The sequence below is a fragment of the Pseudarthrobacter sp. AB1 genome, assembly GCF_014926485.1.
Lineage (GTDB): Bacteria > Actinomycetota > Actinomycetes > Actinomycetales > Micrococcaceae > Arthrobacter.
The window spans coordinates 228,325-240,991 of record NZ_PZKO01000055.1 but is presented as its reverse complement, the minus strand read 5'-3'; the positions used below and the strand labels follow the sequence as shown (position 1 = coordinate 240,991).

General features: G+C 66.3%; 13 protein-coding genes and 1 riboswitch. Of the genes, 7 read left to right on the top strand and 6 right to left on the bottom strand.

All coding sequences use genetic code 11. The features are described 5' to 3' along the window. Position 1 precedes the first annotated feature (1 nt). Positions 2–1,120 (bottom strand): uroporphyrinogen decarboxylase, encoded by a 1,119-nt coding sequence (gene hemE, locus DAD99_RS14895; protein WP_193342138.1) that lies wholly within the window; start codon positions 1,118–1,120, stop codon positions 2–4. Positions 1,121–1,278: 158 nt separating this feature from the next. Between hemE and DAD99_RS14890 the strand changes: the two genes are divergently transcribed. Next, a complete protein-coding gene (locus DAD99_RS14890) occupies positions 1,279–2,592 on the top strand; it encodes a glutamyl-tRNA reductase (protein WP_193342137.1) in 1,314 nt (437 codons plus the stop codon). 135 nt (positions 2,593–2,727) lie between these two features. Here the strand turns inward: DAD99_RS14890 and moeB are convergent, their stop codons facing one another. Next, the gene (gene moeB / locus DAD99_RS14885) at positions 2,728–3,927 is read right to left on the bottom strand and encodes a molybdopterin-synthase adenylyltransferase MoeB (RefSeq protein ID WP_193342136.1); all 1,200 of its coding nucleotides are present in this window, start codon (positions 3,925–3,927) and stop codon (positions 2,728–2,730) included. Positions 3,928–4,011: 84 nt separating this feature from the next. Here moeB and DAD99_RS14880 point away from each other — a divergent pair, with 84 nt between their 5' ends. Genes DAD99_RS14880 through DAD99_RS14870 form a run of 3 tightly spaced genes read left to right on the top strand, consistent with a single transcriptional unit; the run spans position 4,012 to position 5,323 of the window. Continuing rightward, the gene (locus DAD99_RS14880) at positions 4,012–4,692 is read left to right on the top strand and encodes a TetR/AcrR family transcriptional regulator (protein ID WP_185261083.1); all 681 of its coding nucleotides are present in this window, start codon (positions 4,012–4,014) and stop codon (positions 4,690–4,692) included. Between the two features lie 50 nt (positions 4,693–4,742). Next, entirely contained in the window at positions 4,743–4,967 is a 225-nt protein-coding gene (locus tag DAD99_RS14875; RefSeq protein ID WP_160672408.1) for a DUF3107 domain-containing protein, read from the top strand. Positions 4,968–5,020: 53 nt separating this feature from the next. After that, positions 5,021–5,323 carry a hypothetical protein gene (locus DAD99_RS14870; RefSeq protein WP_193342135.1) on the top strand — a complete coding sequence of 101 codons (303 nt, stop codon included), beginning with the start codon at positions 5,021–5,023 and terminating at the stop codon, positions 5,321–5,323. A 54-nt stretch (positions 5,324–5,377) separates the two neighbouring features. Here DAD99_RS14870 and DAD99_RS14865 read toward each other — a convergent pair whose 3' ends face one another. From DAD99_RS14865 to thiO, 4 genes are all read right to left on the bottom strand, one after another. Further along, the gene (locus tag DAD99_RS14865) at positions 5,378–5,704 is read right to left on the bottom strand and encodes a 4a-hydroxytetrahydrobiopterin dehydratase (RefSeq protein WP_193342134.1); all 327 of its coding nucleotides are present in this window, start codon (positions 5,702–5,704) and stop codon (positions 5,378–5,380) included. A gap of 72 nt (positions 5,705–5,776) precedes the next feature. After that, positions 5,777–6,592, bottom strand: a complete 816-nt coding sequence (locus tag DAD99_RS14860; RefSeq protein ID WP_193342133.1) for a thiazole synthase — start codon at positions 6,590–6,592, stop codon at positions 5,777–5,779. Positions 6,593–6,596: 4 nt separating this feature from the next. Beyond that, the gene (gene thiS, locus DAD99_RS14855; protein ID WP_193342132.1) at positions 6,597–6,833 is read right to left on the bottom strand and encodes a sulfur carrier protein ThiS; all 237 of its coding nucleotides are present in this window, start codon (positions 6,831–6,833) and stop codon (positions 6,597–6,599) included. After that, on the bottom strand, positions 6,830–8,185 hold the full coding sequence (gene thiO / locus DAD99_RS14850) for a glycine oxidase ThiO (RefSeq protein ID WP_193342131.1): 1,356 nt from the start codon (positions 8,183–8,185) through the stop codon (positions 6,830–6,832). The genes thiS and thiO overlap by 4 nt, the downstream gene beginning before the upstream one ends. After that, positions 8,178–8,297, bottom strand: a riboswitch (TPP riboswitch). It overlaps the preceding gene by 8 nt. Before the next feature lie 27 nt (positions 8,298–8,324). On the opposite strand from thiO, the gene thiE reads away from it, so the two are divergent. The 3 genes from thiE (at position 8,325) to DAD99_RS14835 (ending at position 12,665) form a co-directional block, all read left to right on the top strand. Next, positions 8,325–9,101 (top strand): thiamine phosphate synthase, encoded by a 777-nt coding sequence (gene thiE / locus DAD99_RS14845; protein ID WP_185261087.1) that lies wholly within the window; start codon positions 8,325–8,327, stop codon positions 9,099–9,101. Positions 9,102–9,165: 64 nt separating this feature from the next. Continuing rightward, positions 9,166–10,665, top strand: a complete 1,500-nt coding sequence (locus DAD99_RS14840; RefSeq protein ID WP_193342130.1) for an RNB domain-containing ribonuclease — start codon at positions 9,166–9,168, stop codon at positions 10,663–10,665. 293 nt (positions 10,666–10,958) lie between these two features. Next, complete coding sequence (locus DAD99_RS14835) at positions 10,959–12,665, top strand: DEAD/DEAH box helicase (protein WP_193342129.1); 1,707 nt, start codon at positions 10,959–10,961, stop codon at positions 12,663–12,665. Positions 12,666–12,667: the final 2 nt, after the last annotated feature.

The following is a 12,667-nucleotide window of genomic DNA, read 5'->3' as shown; positions in this document are numbered from 1 at the left end:
CCTACTCCGGCGAAATGGAGTGGATGAGTTCTACAACGCGGGTCAGGACCGTGGGGTCGGTTTCCGGCGGCACGCCGTGGCCGAGGTTGAGCACGTGGCCGGGCGCGGAGGCGCCGGCCGCAATGACCGCACGGACGTGGGCTTCGAGCACGTCCCAGGGCGCGGAAAGCAGCGCGGGGTCGATGTTGCCCTGCAGCGGCACCGTTCCGCCCAGGCGCCGGTTGGCCTCATCCAGCGGCAGGCGGTAGTCCACACCAACCACGTCCACGCCGACATCCCGCATGGCAACAAGGAGTTCGGAGGTTCCGGTACCAAAGTGGATCAGCGGCGCGCCGAGGTGGCGGACATGGTCCAGCGCCCGGGCCGAGGCGGGTGCCACAAACCTGGTGTAGTCGGCCAGGCCCAGCGATCCCGCCCAGGAATCAAACAGCTGTCCCGCGGATGCGCCGGCTTCCAGCTGGGCGCGGAGGAACAACCCCGAGGCGTCGGCGGCCCAGTTGGCCAGCGCAATCCAGGTTTCCGGGTCCGCGTGCATCATGGTGCGCGGGCCCAGGTGGTCACGGGAAGGTTTGCCCTCAACCATGTAGGCAGCGAGGGTGAACGGGGCACCGGCAAAGCCAATCAGCGGGGTTTTGCCCAGCTCGGCGACGGTCAGCCGCACGGCTTCGCGGATCGGTTCCAGCGCTTCCCAGGTCAGCTGCGGCAGGGCGGCAACGTCTGCAGCCGTGCGCACCGGCTTGTCCAGCACGGGGCCCACGCCCGGCACAATGTCCACGCCCACGCCGGCGAGCTTGAGCGGAATGACGATGTCGGAGAAAAATATGGCAGCGTCGACGTCATGGCGCCGGACGGGCTGCAGCGTGATTTCGGCCGCGAGCTCGGGCCGCAGGCAGGAATCCAGCATGGCCACGCCTTCGCGTACCTTCAAGTATTCCGGCAGCGAGCGCCCTGCCTGGCGCATGAACCACACCGGCCGCCGCGACGGCTTGCCGCCTCGGTAGGCAGTGATGAGTGGCGAATCTGCGGTGCGGCCGTCCATCAGCGGATGGCCGGCAGCCAGGGCACTGTGGTTAGACAGGACACGAGACGCGGCATTGGGCACGGCGGAGCTGGAAGTCATGCCTTTGATTGTGCCCAAAATCGGCCCCAAAAGATAACGACAGCCTGTCACCTGCGGATGCCCCGGCCGCGCCGTGGCAGGAAATACGGCCCTTACCTCCCGCTGCTGTTTTGCCGGGTTGTTCTACCGGGCAACGAAAAAGCTATGATTGATCTGCTGTGGTTCTTTTTTCATTGGTGGCTACACACGCCGACATCGACCTTGAGACCGTTGCTCAACTGAGCAACGGTGCTTCCGGTATCGCAACATCCGCACTCTCCGGATCGCCGGCAGTGACGGGTGCGATTGTGCTTGCCACCTGCAACCGGTACGAAATCTACGGGGAAGCGCCCCACGCTGACGATGTTGAGGCCGCACGTGCGGCTCTCGTGTCCGAGATCAGCGGACTCAGCGGACTCAACGAACAGCTCGTGTCCCGCTCCTTCAGCACACGCACCGGTCCCGAAGTCAGCCAGCATCTGTTCGCCGTCAGCTCCGGGCTGGACTCCGCCGTGGTGGGTGAACGTGAGATCGCCGGCCAGGTCCGCCGGGCCCTCATCACGGCCCAGCACGAGGGCACGGCCAGCTCGGGCCTGGTCCGCCTCTTCCAGGCCGCCTCCAAGACGGCCAAGGATGTCGGGGCGCAGACCGCCCTCGGTTCCCGGGGCCTGTCCATCGTTTCCGTGGCACTGGATCTGGCCACGGACCTTTCCGAGTGCCCCGACTGGTCAGCGAAGAAGGTGGTGGTGTTCGGCACCGGAGCCTACGCCGGCGCCACCATGGCGCTGCTCCGCGAAAGGGGCTGCCACGACATCTCCGTGTTCTCCTCGTCGGGACGCGCCGAAGCGTTTGTCGCCACCCGCGGCGGCACATCGCTGGATAGCGGTTCCCTGCCGGTAGCCGTGGCTGCGGCCGACGTCATGATCGGCTGCAGCGGCTCCGACACCCGGGTCGAGGCCGGTGAACTTGCCGAGATCCGCGTGGACTCCGTCCAGCCGCTGATCGCGATCGACCTCGCCCTCACCCATGATTTTGACCCTGAGGTCGGCCAGCTCGACGGCGTTGAGCTGCTCACGCTGGAATCCGTGCGTTTGGCGGCACCGCAGGAGCAGGCCGAGTCCCTCACCCAGGCCAGCGGCATTGTGTCCGGCGCGGCCCAGGCCTTCGAGCAGGAACGGGAAGCCCGCTCGGTGGATTCCGCCATAGTGGCCCTCCGCCGGCACACCATGAACGTCCTGGACGCAGAAATGGAGCGCGTCCGTGCCCGCCACGGCTGCACAGCCGCCGCCGAAGAAGTGGAATTCGCCCTCCGCCGGATGGTCAAGCAGCTGCTGCACGTGCCCACCGTCCGCGCCCGTGAGCTGGCCGCCAACGGCCAGCAGGACGACTATGTGTCGGCGCTCGAAACGCTCTACGGCATCACCGTGGAGCAACCGGCTACGGCAGCGCAGGCGGAGTGCCCCGCGGACCACCGGGGCCTCGAAACCGCCTGACCCACCCGCGACCCTCTCTCACGTTTAGGGGCTTTCTTGACGAAGAGGGACCCTCTTTCACTACTTTCAAGAGAGTGAGAGAGGGTCGTTGAAATAGGGGCGAAAAGTGAGAGAGCGTCATTGAAGGGCAACCGGTTAGTAGACCGGCTTTTGCGGCTCCACGTCGCGTACCCAGGCCAGGATCCCGCCGTCGAGGTGGCTGACCCGCTGATAGCCGGCCTTCCGCGCAGCCTCCAGCACGTTGGCTGACCGGGTGCCGGCCTTGCAGTGGAACACAATGTCCTTGTGCTGCGGGAGTTCCGCCCATGCCTCCCCCGCGAGGATCCTGCCCTGCGGGATCAGCACCGAGCCGTCGATGCTCACGATTTCGCGTTCTCCGGTTTCCCTGACGTCCACCAGCTCGAAGTCCTTCAGGCCTGCCTTCCGGGACGCCAGCATGGTGGCCAGCTGGGTTGCCGTTACCGTGTGCTCCGTGTCTGCGGCGACGACAGGAGTGATGCCGCAGAAGGCTTCGTAGTCCGTCAATTCCGTAACGGGGACCGCTGCCGGGTCCTTGGACACACGGATCTCGCGCCAGCTGCCCCCCAGCGCATCAAACAGCGCCACCCGGCCCAGGAGTGAACGCCCGACGCCGGTAATCAGCTTGACTGCCTCGGTCACCATGAGTGATCCCACGGCAGCGCAGAGCATGCCGAAGACGCCGCCCTCGCCGCAGGAGGGCACCGACCCGGCCGGCGGGGCCTCGGGGTACAGGTCCCGGTAAGTGGGTCCGTGCTTTTCCCAGAACACGCTGACCTGGCCGTCGAAGCGGAAGATCGATCCCCACACATAGGGCTTGCCGAGGATGGCGGCAGCATCGTTGACCAGGTAGCGGGTGGCGAAGTTGTCCGCCCCGTCCAGGATCAGGTCGTAGTCCGCGAACAGCTCCAGCGCGTTGGAGGCATCCAGCCTGACGTTGTGCAGCCGGACCTCCACGAGCGGGTTCAGTGCGGCGACGGCGTCCCGTGCGGACTCGATCTTGGGCCGGCCCACGTCGGTCACACCGTGGATCACCTGGCGCTGGAGGTTGCTCAGGTCAACGACGTCGTCGTCGACGATTCCCAGGGTCCCCACACCCGCCGCCGCCAGGTAGAGCAGCGCCGGCGAACCCAGTCCCCCGGCACCGATGACCAGCACCCTGGCATTCTTCAGCCGCCGCTGCCCCACCGCTCCGATTTCGGGAATGATGAGGTGCCGCGAGTAGCGTTCCACCTCGGCCGGCGTCAGCTCACCGGCGGGCTCCACGAGCGGTTTAAACGAGACAGGGGAATCATTTACGGTCAAAGTCGAAGCCATACCTCAATGTATGCCCCGAGATGCCGCCAGGTCATATTACCGCGCAGTATTGTGTAGGTAACGGCAAGCGAAAGTAGGGCAACTGTGGTCCATGAAGCACGGGCTGACCGGGCGTCCGGCGGCGAACCGGCCGCACTCGAACCGGCCGCACCCCAACGGACCGCCGGCCAGCGGTCCGCCCGGCTTCCCCGGGATGAGCGCCGGGCGCAGCTTCTCGCGGCGGCCCAGGAGGTTTTTGTCGCCAACGGATACCATGGCGCGGCCATGGATGAGATCGCCGAGACGGCGCACGTCAGCAAACCGGTGCTGTACCAGCACTTCCCGTCCAAACGCGAGCTGTATCTTGCACTGCTGGACAGTCATCTCGCGTCGCTGACGGATCTGATGCTCGGGGCCCTGAGCTCCACCGATGACAACGACGAACGCGTGCAGGCCGTGATGCGCGCTTACTACCGCTTCATCGCCAGCGATGACCAAGCGCACCGCCTGGTCTTCGAATCGGACCTCATCAACGATCCCGATGTCAGTTCACGGCTCGAGACATTCAACAAGACGTTCGCGGATGCCGTGGCCCGCGTGATCGCCGAGGACACCAAACTGCCGCACCTTGAGGCGCAGCTTCTGGGCCGCGGCCTGGCCGGAATGGCCCAGGTCAGCGCGCGGTATTGGCTTGAAACGGACGGGAACCTGGACCTCGATGTGGCCAGCGACCTCATTTACCGTTTAGCTTGGCGCGGAATCTCTCGCTTCCCCAAAGAGTCCTAGACTACAAATAAGAGAACCCAAGAAACTTTGATTGGCTGGGAGGCCCCCTGTTGGAAATTAAGATCGGCATTCAGAACATTGGCCGCGAAATCGTCCTGGAATCGGCTCAGGATGCAGACACTGTAGCCACGGTTGTTGAAGAAGCCATCACCAAGGGCACCGAACTCCGCCTCAAGGACGACAAGGGCCGCATCATCATCATTCCCGGCAACGCCCTGGGCTACGTGGAAATCGGCGCCGAAGAGGCCCGCAAGGTCGGTTTCGGCCAGTTCTAGCAGGTCCGCGGCCGGCCGCTTGACGGTTGGCCGCTGCTTTCCGAGGAGATTAGATGCTTTCGCTGACCATCGTTGTCCTGGTAACAGTGGCCGCAGGTCTTATTGTCTGGGCCAATGACAAGCGCCATACCCGGTATGGGACGGGGTTGCCCGCAGGGGTTGCCGTTGTGGTGGGTGCGGTCAGTTGGATCATCTTTATCGCGGCAGGATTTGGCTACCAGCCGGGCCTGACGTGGATTCCCTGGGTCCTGCCCATGGCGCTGGGCACTGTCGCTGCCATCGGGACGGTCATCTACCTCGGGCGGACCCGCGAAGGCCACGATACTCAGCGGCTGACGCAGGCCCTCAAACTGTAGGCATTTCCTTATAGAACGGTGACCACCACCCAGCAGGGTGGTGGTCACCGTCAGTTAAGCCACCGGTTGGGCAGTGGCACCAAGCCGGGCGGCAGCAGCGCTCACGGCCGCCGCAGCAGTGGCATCCCGCTCAGTGGCCTTGCCGCCGACGTCGTGGGACGTATAGCGGAGATGCACCCTGTTGTAGCGCCAGTCAAGGTCCGGATGGTGGTTCTGTTCTTCGGCCAGGCGTCCGACGGCGGCAATCAGCTCGAGTGCGGCGGCCGCCGTCGGCGTCTTATAGACAGCAACAAGCCCGCCGAGCCGGTACTGCCAGTCGGGCAGCGCGGCGAGGACGGCCTCGATGCGCTCAGGCGTGAGTGTGTCTTGCTTGCCGGCCATGGCGGCCTCCTTGGCTCGTCCGGTGAGCTCGCCCGGCTTTTGGCCGAGGGCGCCCGGCCTGGAGAAAACGGCCTAGAGAAACTCTGCCCGGCCTTCCATGGCCGATGACGCCAAAGCGTGCTCGCGGCGCGGAATCCTGCCGGCCGCTTTCGCCAGCCTACCGGCGATGACGGCGTGTTTGAAGGCCTCCCCCATGAGTGCCGGGTTCTGCGCACGCGTGACCGCGGTGGCCAGCAGCACGGCATCACAGCCAAGCTCCATGGCCAGTGCGGCGTCGGATGCCGTGCCAATGCCGGCGTCCAGCACAACGGGCACCGAGGCGCGCGAGACGATCAGTTCGATGTTGTGTGGATTCAGGATTCCCAGGCCGGTACCGATGGGCGCTCCGAGCGGCATGACCGCGGTGGCACCCAGGTTTTCCAGCCGCAGCGCCAGGACCGGGTCATCGTTGGTGTAGGCGAACACCTTGAAGCCCCGGTTTACCAGCTGTTCGGTAGCATCCACGAGCTCCACGGCGTCCGGCAGCAGGGTCTGTTCGTCGGCGATGACTTCCAGCTTGAGCCAGTCCGTTTCCAGCGCTTCGCGGGCAAGTTCCGCCGTCATAACCGCGTCCCGGGCCGTGAAGCAGCCTGCAGTGTTGGGCAGGATCCGGATCCCGTGGTCCACCAGGAGCTGGAAAAGGGACCCCGACTCGGCCGGCGAATAGCGCCTCATGGCCACCGTGGTCAGTTCGGTTCCGGACGCCAGCAGGGCAGCGCCCAGCCCGTCGAGGCTCGGGGCCCCCCCGGTGCCCATGATAAGGCGGGAGCCGAGCTCGACGCCGTCGATCACCAGCCTGTCAGCTGCTTCGGCCGGCTTCTGTGTGCTGATGTTGCTGGTTACTGTCATGGTGTCAGCCTCCCTGGACTGCTGTGACCAGTTCGACGTCGTCACCTTCGGCGAGCGCCGTGACGAACCACTGGCTGCGGGGTACTACTTCGGAGTTGTGGGCGACGGCGACGCCAAGTTTCTGCCCGTCTGTCGCCTGGCCGTCAGCTGCGAGGGGGCGGCCTGTGATCTGGCTGATGAGGGTGGTGATGGAGGCGTCGTCCGCGACGGAATGGCGCGAGCCGTTGAGGGTGATGTTCATGCTGATTCCTTCTGAGGGTCGAGGTCCTTCATGATGCTGATGTCCGTGGGTGGGGACTGTGTGCCGGCTGTGCGGTGCTGGCTTGAAAAGCGGGCCGGGTTGAGCGCCCCCCAACGAGGATCCGTCCGGCCGTCGAGCAAGTCCCGGCAGATCGCTGCCGCCGCCGGAGCCAGGAGCACTCCATGACGGAAGAACCCGGTGGCAACAATCAGCCCGGCAATGTTCCCCAGGCTCTCCTGGTTTCCCGTTCCTGGTGCGGAAACCGGTACGCGGCCCAGGAGCGGCGCGTTGTCCGGGGTCGCCGGCCTTGCCCGCGCCGTACATTCGAGGAGTTCAAGCTCCGAGACGGCCGGCACCAGGACCTGGGCGTCACGCAGCAGCTGGTAGACGCCGCCGGCCGAGACAGCACCATCGCCTGTCCCGGCGAGCGCGTCCTCCCGTTGCGTTGCCCCGATCACCACCGTGCCGTCCCCTCTGGGAACGATGTAGACCGGCACGCCATGGACTATTCCGCGGACTGTCGAGGTGAGGAGCGGGCGCAGGTGCTGCGGCACAGCAAGTCGAAGGATGTCACCGTAGACGGGCCGCAGGGGCAGGTACAGCCCAACCGGCAGGCCTTCCAGCGAGGCCGCCTGCAATCCGTTGGCCACGATAGTCTCGCCGGCCTGGACTGTTCCGCCGTCGGCGAGCGCCACGCCGCTGACGCGGCCGTCCTCCCAAAGAACGGCAGCGGCCCGCTGGTCAACGGCGAATCCCCCGCGGGCACCTGCCACGGCGGTTTCTGTTCCCGGTTCATGGAGGGCCAGGACTTCCTGGAGGCACGCCACCAGCCTACGTGGATCCACCTGGTGGTCTGCGGGGATGTCCAGGGCACAGGAGATGGCCGGGCTGAGCAGGGATTCCCTGGATCTGGCCTCACGGACAGTCAGGGGTTCCACCACCAGGCCGCTGGCCTGCTGCACGGCCCGGAGGTCCATCAGCGCCCTGCGGTCCGCGGCGTCCGCGCCGATGGCGAGGGTCGGCGTCGTCAGGTATCCGGTCTCGCCAGCCCCTGCCAGAGCAAGGTCTGCCGCGAAGGCGGGCCACAGGCCGGAGGACGCAAGCATCAGCGCCAGGAGGTCTTCCTCCTGATAGTGGAGTTCGCTTACAGGGGCCAGCATGCCGGCGGCTGCCCAGGTGGCGCCTCTCCCGGGCGCGTCATCGATCAGCACAACGGAACGGCCGGATCGCCGGGCCTCCCAGGCTATGGCGTGGCCGATGACTCCACCGCCGATGACCGCCACGTCGGCGTGCAGCACGGAGTCCGGTCGGGCTGATGCAGTCTCAGGCGGGCTGCCTATTGCGGGGGGCATATGGTTCCTTCCCTACGCCGGTACTAGCCGGATCAGGTCAAGCGGTCGGCTCTGACGCCCTCTCAGCCCGGCCGCTTTGTGACGGCTGCAACGGGCTCCCGCAGTACTCGCCCAGTTTAGGGGAATTAGGCTGGTTTCCATGAACGCGCAATCCTTCGCCGCTGCAGGCACGCCCTCCGCCAGCTCTTCCACCCCCGAATCCTTGATCGCAACAGACCCCACCGGCGGCACAGGCCCGGGCCTCCCGCACAGCGCCCGGCTGTACCTATGCACAGACTCACGCCGTGACCGGGGCGACTTTGGCGAGTTTGTGGACGCGGCTTTTGCCGGCGGCGTCGACATCATCCAGCTCCGAGACAAGGCGATCGAGGCGGCGGAGGAGCTGGAGCTGCTGGCCGTGCTTCAGGCCGCGGCCGAACGCCACGGAAAGCTATGGGCCGTCAATGACCGCGCCGATGTCGCTATGCTGTCCGGCGCCCCCGTCTTCCACATCGGGCAAAAAGACCTGCCGGTCGCTTCCGCCCGCGCCCTGCTCGGGGCACCCACAGCGATCGGGCTGTCCACGCACACCGCCGAACAGATCGAAGGCGCCATCCGGCTGTCCGGCGGGCTGACGTCCGAACGCGGCCTGGACTACTTCTGCGTCGGACCGGTCTGGGCCACTCCCACCAAGCCCGGCCGGGCCGCCGTCGGCCTTGAGCTGGTGCGGTACGCTGCCGAAGCAGTCCGCGCTGCCGGTGGCGCCCAGGCCACGCTGCCCTGGTTTGCCATCGGAGGCATCGATCTTGGCAACGTGGAGCAGGTGGTGGAGGCCGGTGCCGGCAGGATTGTGGTGGTGCGCGCCATCACCGAGGCCCCCGATCCCGCAGCGGCTGCCGCAGCACTCGTGGCGGCCCTGAACGCAGGCGCATCCTGACAATCCCACGCGTGGCGGACCGTGGGCGTGCACGATCCATGAAAATCGGGCTAACCTGATTTTCGTGTCACATCATCGGTTGGCCCCCAACGTCCACGAGCAGACCAACGAGCTCGCGGCGGCACTGAGCGCCCTGCGGACCGAGCTGGAACTGCCCGGACCCTACCCGGCGGAGGCGGTCCGGGACGCGGAAGCGGCAGTGGCCGCACACGAGTTGCCAGGCGCTGACCTGACAGACGTGGACTTCCTCACCATCGATCCGGCGTCCTCCACTGACCTGGACCAGGCGCTGTTCATCGAGCGCGCGGACGATGGCTACCGCGTGCTTTATGCCATCGCTGACGTGCCGTCCTTTGTCCGCCCCGGCGGCATGCTGGATGCAGAGACCCGGCGCCGCGGCCAAACGTTCTACGCCCCGGACGGCCGGATCCCGCTGCACCCGGAGGTCATCAGCGAAGGAGCCGGCAGCCTCCTGGCCGGGCAGCTTTGTTCCGCCTACGTGTGGGAGTTCGGGCTGGACGACACCGCACAGATCTCCACGGTCAGTGTCCGCAGGGCCACCATCCGCAGCAGGGCCAAGCTGAGCTACAAGGGAGTCCAGGCCGAACTCGACGCCGGGACGCCAGGTCCCGTGCTGCAGCTCCTGAAGGAAGTGGGGCTCAAACGGGTTGAACTGGAGCGGCAGCGTGGCGGCGCCAGCCTGAACATGCCCGAGCAGGAAATCGTGCAACTGCCCGACGGCGGCTACCGGATTGCCGCGGCACCGCAGCTTCCGGTGGAGGACTGGAACGCCCAGATTTCCCTGATGACCGGAATGGCGGCAGCGAACCTGATGTTGGCGGGAAAGGTGGGCATCTTGCGCACCATGCCGGCGCCGGACGAGCGCTCCCTGCGTCACTTCCGCCTCCAGACCGAGGCATTGGGCAAGCCCTGGGACGGCAAAATCAGTTACGGCGAATACCTCCGCAGCCTTGATCCGACAGAGCCCCGGCAACTGGCCATCCTGCACTCGGCCGGCATGCTGTTCCGCGGCGCCAGCTACACGGCGTTTGACGGCACCGTCCCGGACGACGCCGTCCAGTCCGCCATCGGCGCCGCCTATGCCCACACCACAGCACCGCTCCGGCGCCTCATCGACCGCTTCGTGCTGGTGATCTGCGAAGCGCTGAGCAACGGCAAGCCGGTACCGGACTGGGCGCGGGAAGCCCTGCCGTCCCTGCCGGAGATCATGGCCGGATCCGACCAGTTGGCTTCGCGGATGGAGCGCATGGCGCTGGACACGGTGGAGGCCGCGCTCCTGGTCAACCATGTGGGCCAGGAATTCGAGGCGATCGTGATTTCCGGCTCCAAGCCACAAAAGGACAACGGAAACGGGAAAAACGGCAACGGCGCCAGGAACGGCGCTGCGAAAAACGGGAACGGCCCCTCGGGGGTCATCCAGATCGCCGAACCCGCCGTGACGGCCCGCTGCGCCGGCGACCTGGAATCGGGCACAAAGGTGCGTGTCCGCCTGATCTCCTCCGATATTGCCGCGCGCGAGGTCCACTTCGAGCTGCTGGCCTGAACCATCAGTGCCCGGCCTGATCGGCCCAAAGCCGGGATTCAGGGTCCGTGCCGCTAGACTGAAGAAGTAGATATGGATGCCCGGTCGTTGATTTCCTTGATTTGAATTCAACAAGCCCGCCCCTACGCGATCTTGAGATGCACCCGTTGGTCACCAGTGCCAGCATTTTGATAGCCCGCGATCGGCTTCCACTGGATTTGCTTGCGCGCTTCGAGCGTGCTCCGGAACGGCCACGTTGGCCGGCCCGTTGAGCAGGCAGCGCCAATGCCCAAATGAATTAAGGAAACTCCACTGTGAGTGAATTGCATACCCACCAGATCCTGACTGACGACTCCGGCATCGAGACGATCGAACCCGAAGAAACCATCATCTCGGACGAGAAACCGCACGAGATTGAGGAAAAATCCTTCGCTGACTTCAACGTCCGCGCCGACATCGTGGAATCCCTTGCCGACGCCGGGATCACCCACCCCTTCCCCATCCAGGCCATGACCCTGCCCGTGGCGCTTTCGGGCCACGACATCATCGGGCAGGCCAAGACCGGCACCGGCAAGACCCTCGGCTTCGGCATCCCCGCCCTGCAGCGCGTTGTGGGTCCGGACGACGCCGGCTATGACAAGCTCGCAGTTCCCGGCGCACCGCAGGCCCTGGTCATCGTGCCCACCCGCGAACTGGCCGTCCAGGTGGCCAACGATCTCCAGAACGCCTCCCGCAAGCGCAACGCCCGCATCACCACCATCTACGGCGGCCGTGCCTACGAGCCCCAGGTGGAGGCCCTGCAGAACGGCGTCGAAGTGGTCGTCGGTACCCCCGGCCGCCTCATTGACCTTTACAAGCAGAAGCACCTCGTCCTGAAAAACGTCAAGATGGTCATCCTTGACGAGGCCGACGAAATGCTGGACCTCGGCTTCCTCCCGGACGTGGAAACGCTGATCGCCGGTACCCCTGCGGTTCGGCAGACGCTGCTGTTCTCCGCCACCATGCCCGGCCCTGTCATCGCCATGGCCCGCCGGTACATGACGCAGCCCACGCACATCCGGGCCGCTGATCCGGACGACGAGGGTCTGACCAAGCGCGACATCCGCCAGCTCATCTACCGTGCCCACAGCATGGATAAGATCGAAGTTGTGGCCCGCATCCTGCAGGCCCGCGGCCGCGGCCGCACCATCATCTTCACCAAGACCAAGCGCACCGCCGCGAAGGTTGCCGAGGAACTGGTGGACCGCGGCTTCGCCGCCGCCGCCATCCACGGCGACCTGGGCCAGGGCGCCCGCGAGCAGGCCCTCCGCGCCTTCCGCAACAACAAGGTGGACGTCCTGGTGGCCACCGACGTCGCCGCCCGCGGCATCGACGTCGACGACGTTACGCACGTCATCAACTACCAGTGCGTCGAAGACGAAAAGATCTACCTGCACCGAGTGGGCCGCACCGGCCGCGCCGGAAACAAGGGCACTGCCGTGACCTTCGTTGACTGGGACGACATGCCGCGCTGGGGCCTGATCAACAAGGCCTTGGGACTCAGCGTCCCGGAGCCCGTGGAAACGTACTCCTCCTCGCCGCACCTCTACGAAGAGCTGGACATCCCGCAAGGCACCAAGGGCCGCCTGCCCCGCAACAAGCGCGTGCTGGCCGGCGTCGACGCCGAGGTCCTCGAGGACCTGGGCGAGACCGGCAAGAAGAACACCCGCCCCAGCGGTGGCCGCGACAGTGGACGAGACGGCGGGCGCGACAGCAACCGCGACGCCGGCCGCTCCGGTGGTCGCGACAACAGCAGCCGCCGCACTGGCGAGCCCGGCGGACGCTCCGGTGACCGCCGTCGTCGTACCTCTGATGCGTCGACCGCCGGCACCAGCCCCGCCCCGGAACCGGCCACTGCGGCTCCAGCCGACGCCGAAGTGGACCCTCGTGCCCGCCGCAGCCGGACCCGCACCCGGCGCCGCAACGGGGAAGTAGTGGCCGGCGCCGACAACGGCCCGCAGCAGCGCAGCACCGAGGCATAACA

Coding starts and splice junctions, on each gene's coding strand:
- DAD99_RS14860 (WP_193342133.1), bottom strand. CDS start 6,592: ATGACAGTAACCAGCAACATCAGCACACAGAAGCCGGCCGAAGCAGCT.
- thiS (WP_193342132.1), bottom strand. CDS start 6,833: ATGAACATCACCCTCAACGGCTCGCGCCATTCCGTCGCGGACGACGCC.
- thiE (WP_185261087.1), top strand. CDS start 8,325: ATGAACGCGCAATCCTTCGCCGCTGCAGGCACGCCCTCCGCCAGCTCT.
- DAD99_RS14870 (WP_193342135.1), top strand. CDS start 5,021: ATGCTTTCGCTGACCATCGTTGTCCTGGTAACAGTGGCCGCAGGTCTT.
- hemE (WP_193342138.1), bottom strand. CDS start 1,120: ATGACTTCCAGCTCCGCCGTGCCCAATGCCGCGTCTCGTGTCCTGTCT.
- thiO (WP_193342131.1), bottom strand. CDS start 8,185: ATGCCCCCCGCAATAGGCAGCCCGCCTGAGACTGCATCAGCCCGACCG.
- DAD99_RS14865 (WP_193342134.1), bottom strand. CDS start 5,704: ATGGCCGGCAAGCAAGACACACTCACGCCTGAGCGCATCGAGGCCGTC.
- moeB (WP_193342136.1), bottom strand. CDS start 3,927: ATGGCTTCGACTTTGACCGTAAATGATTCCCCTGTCTCGTTTAAACCG.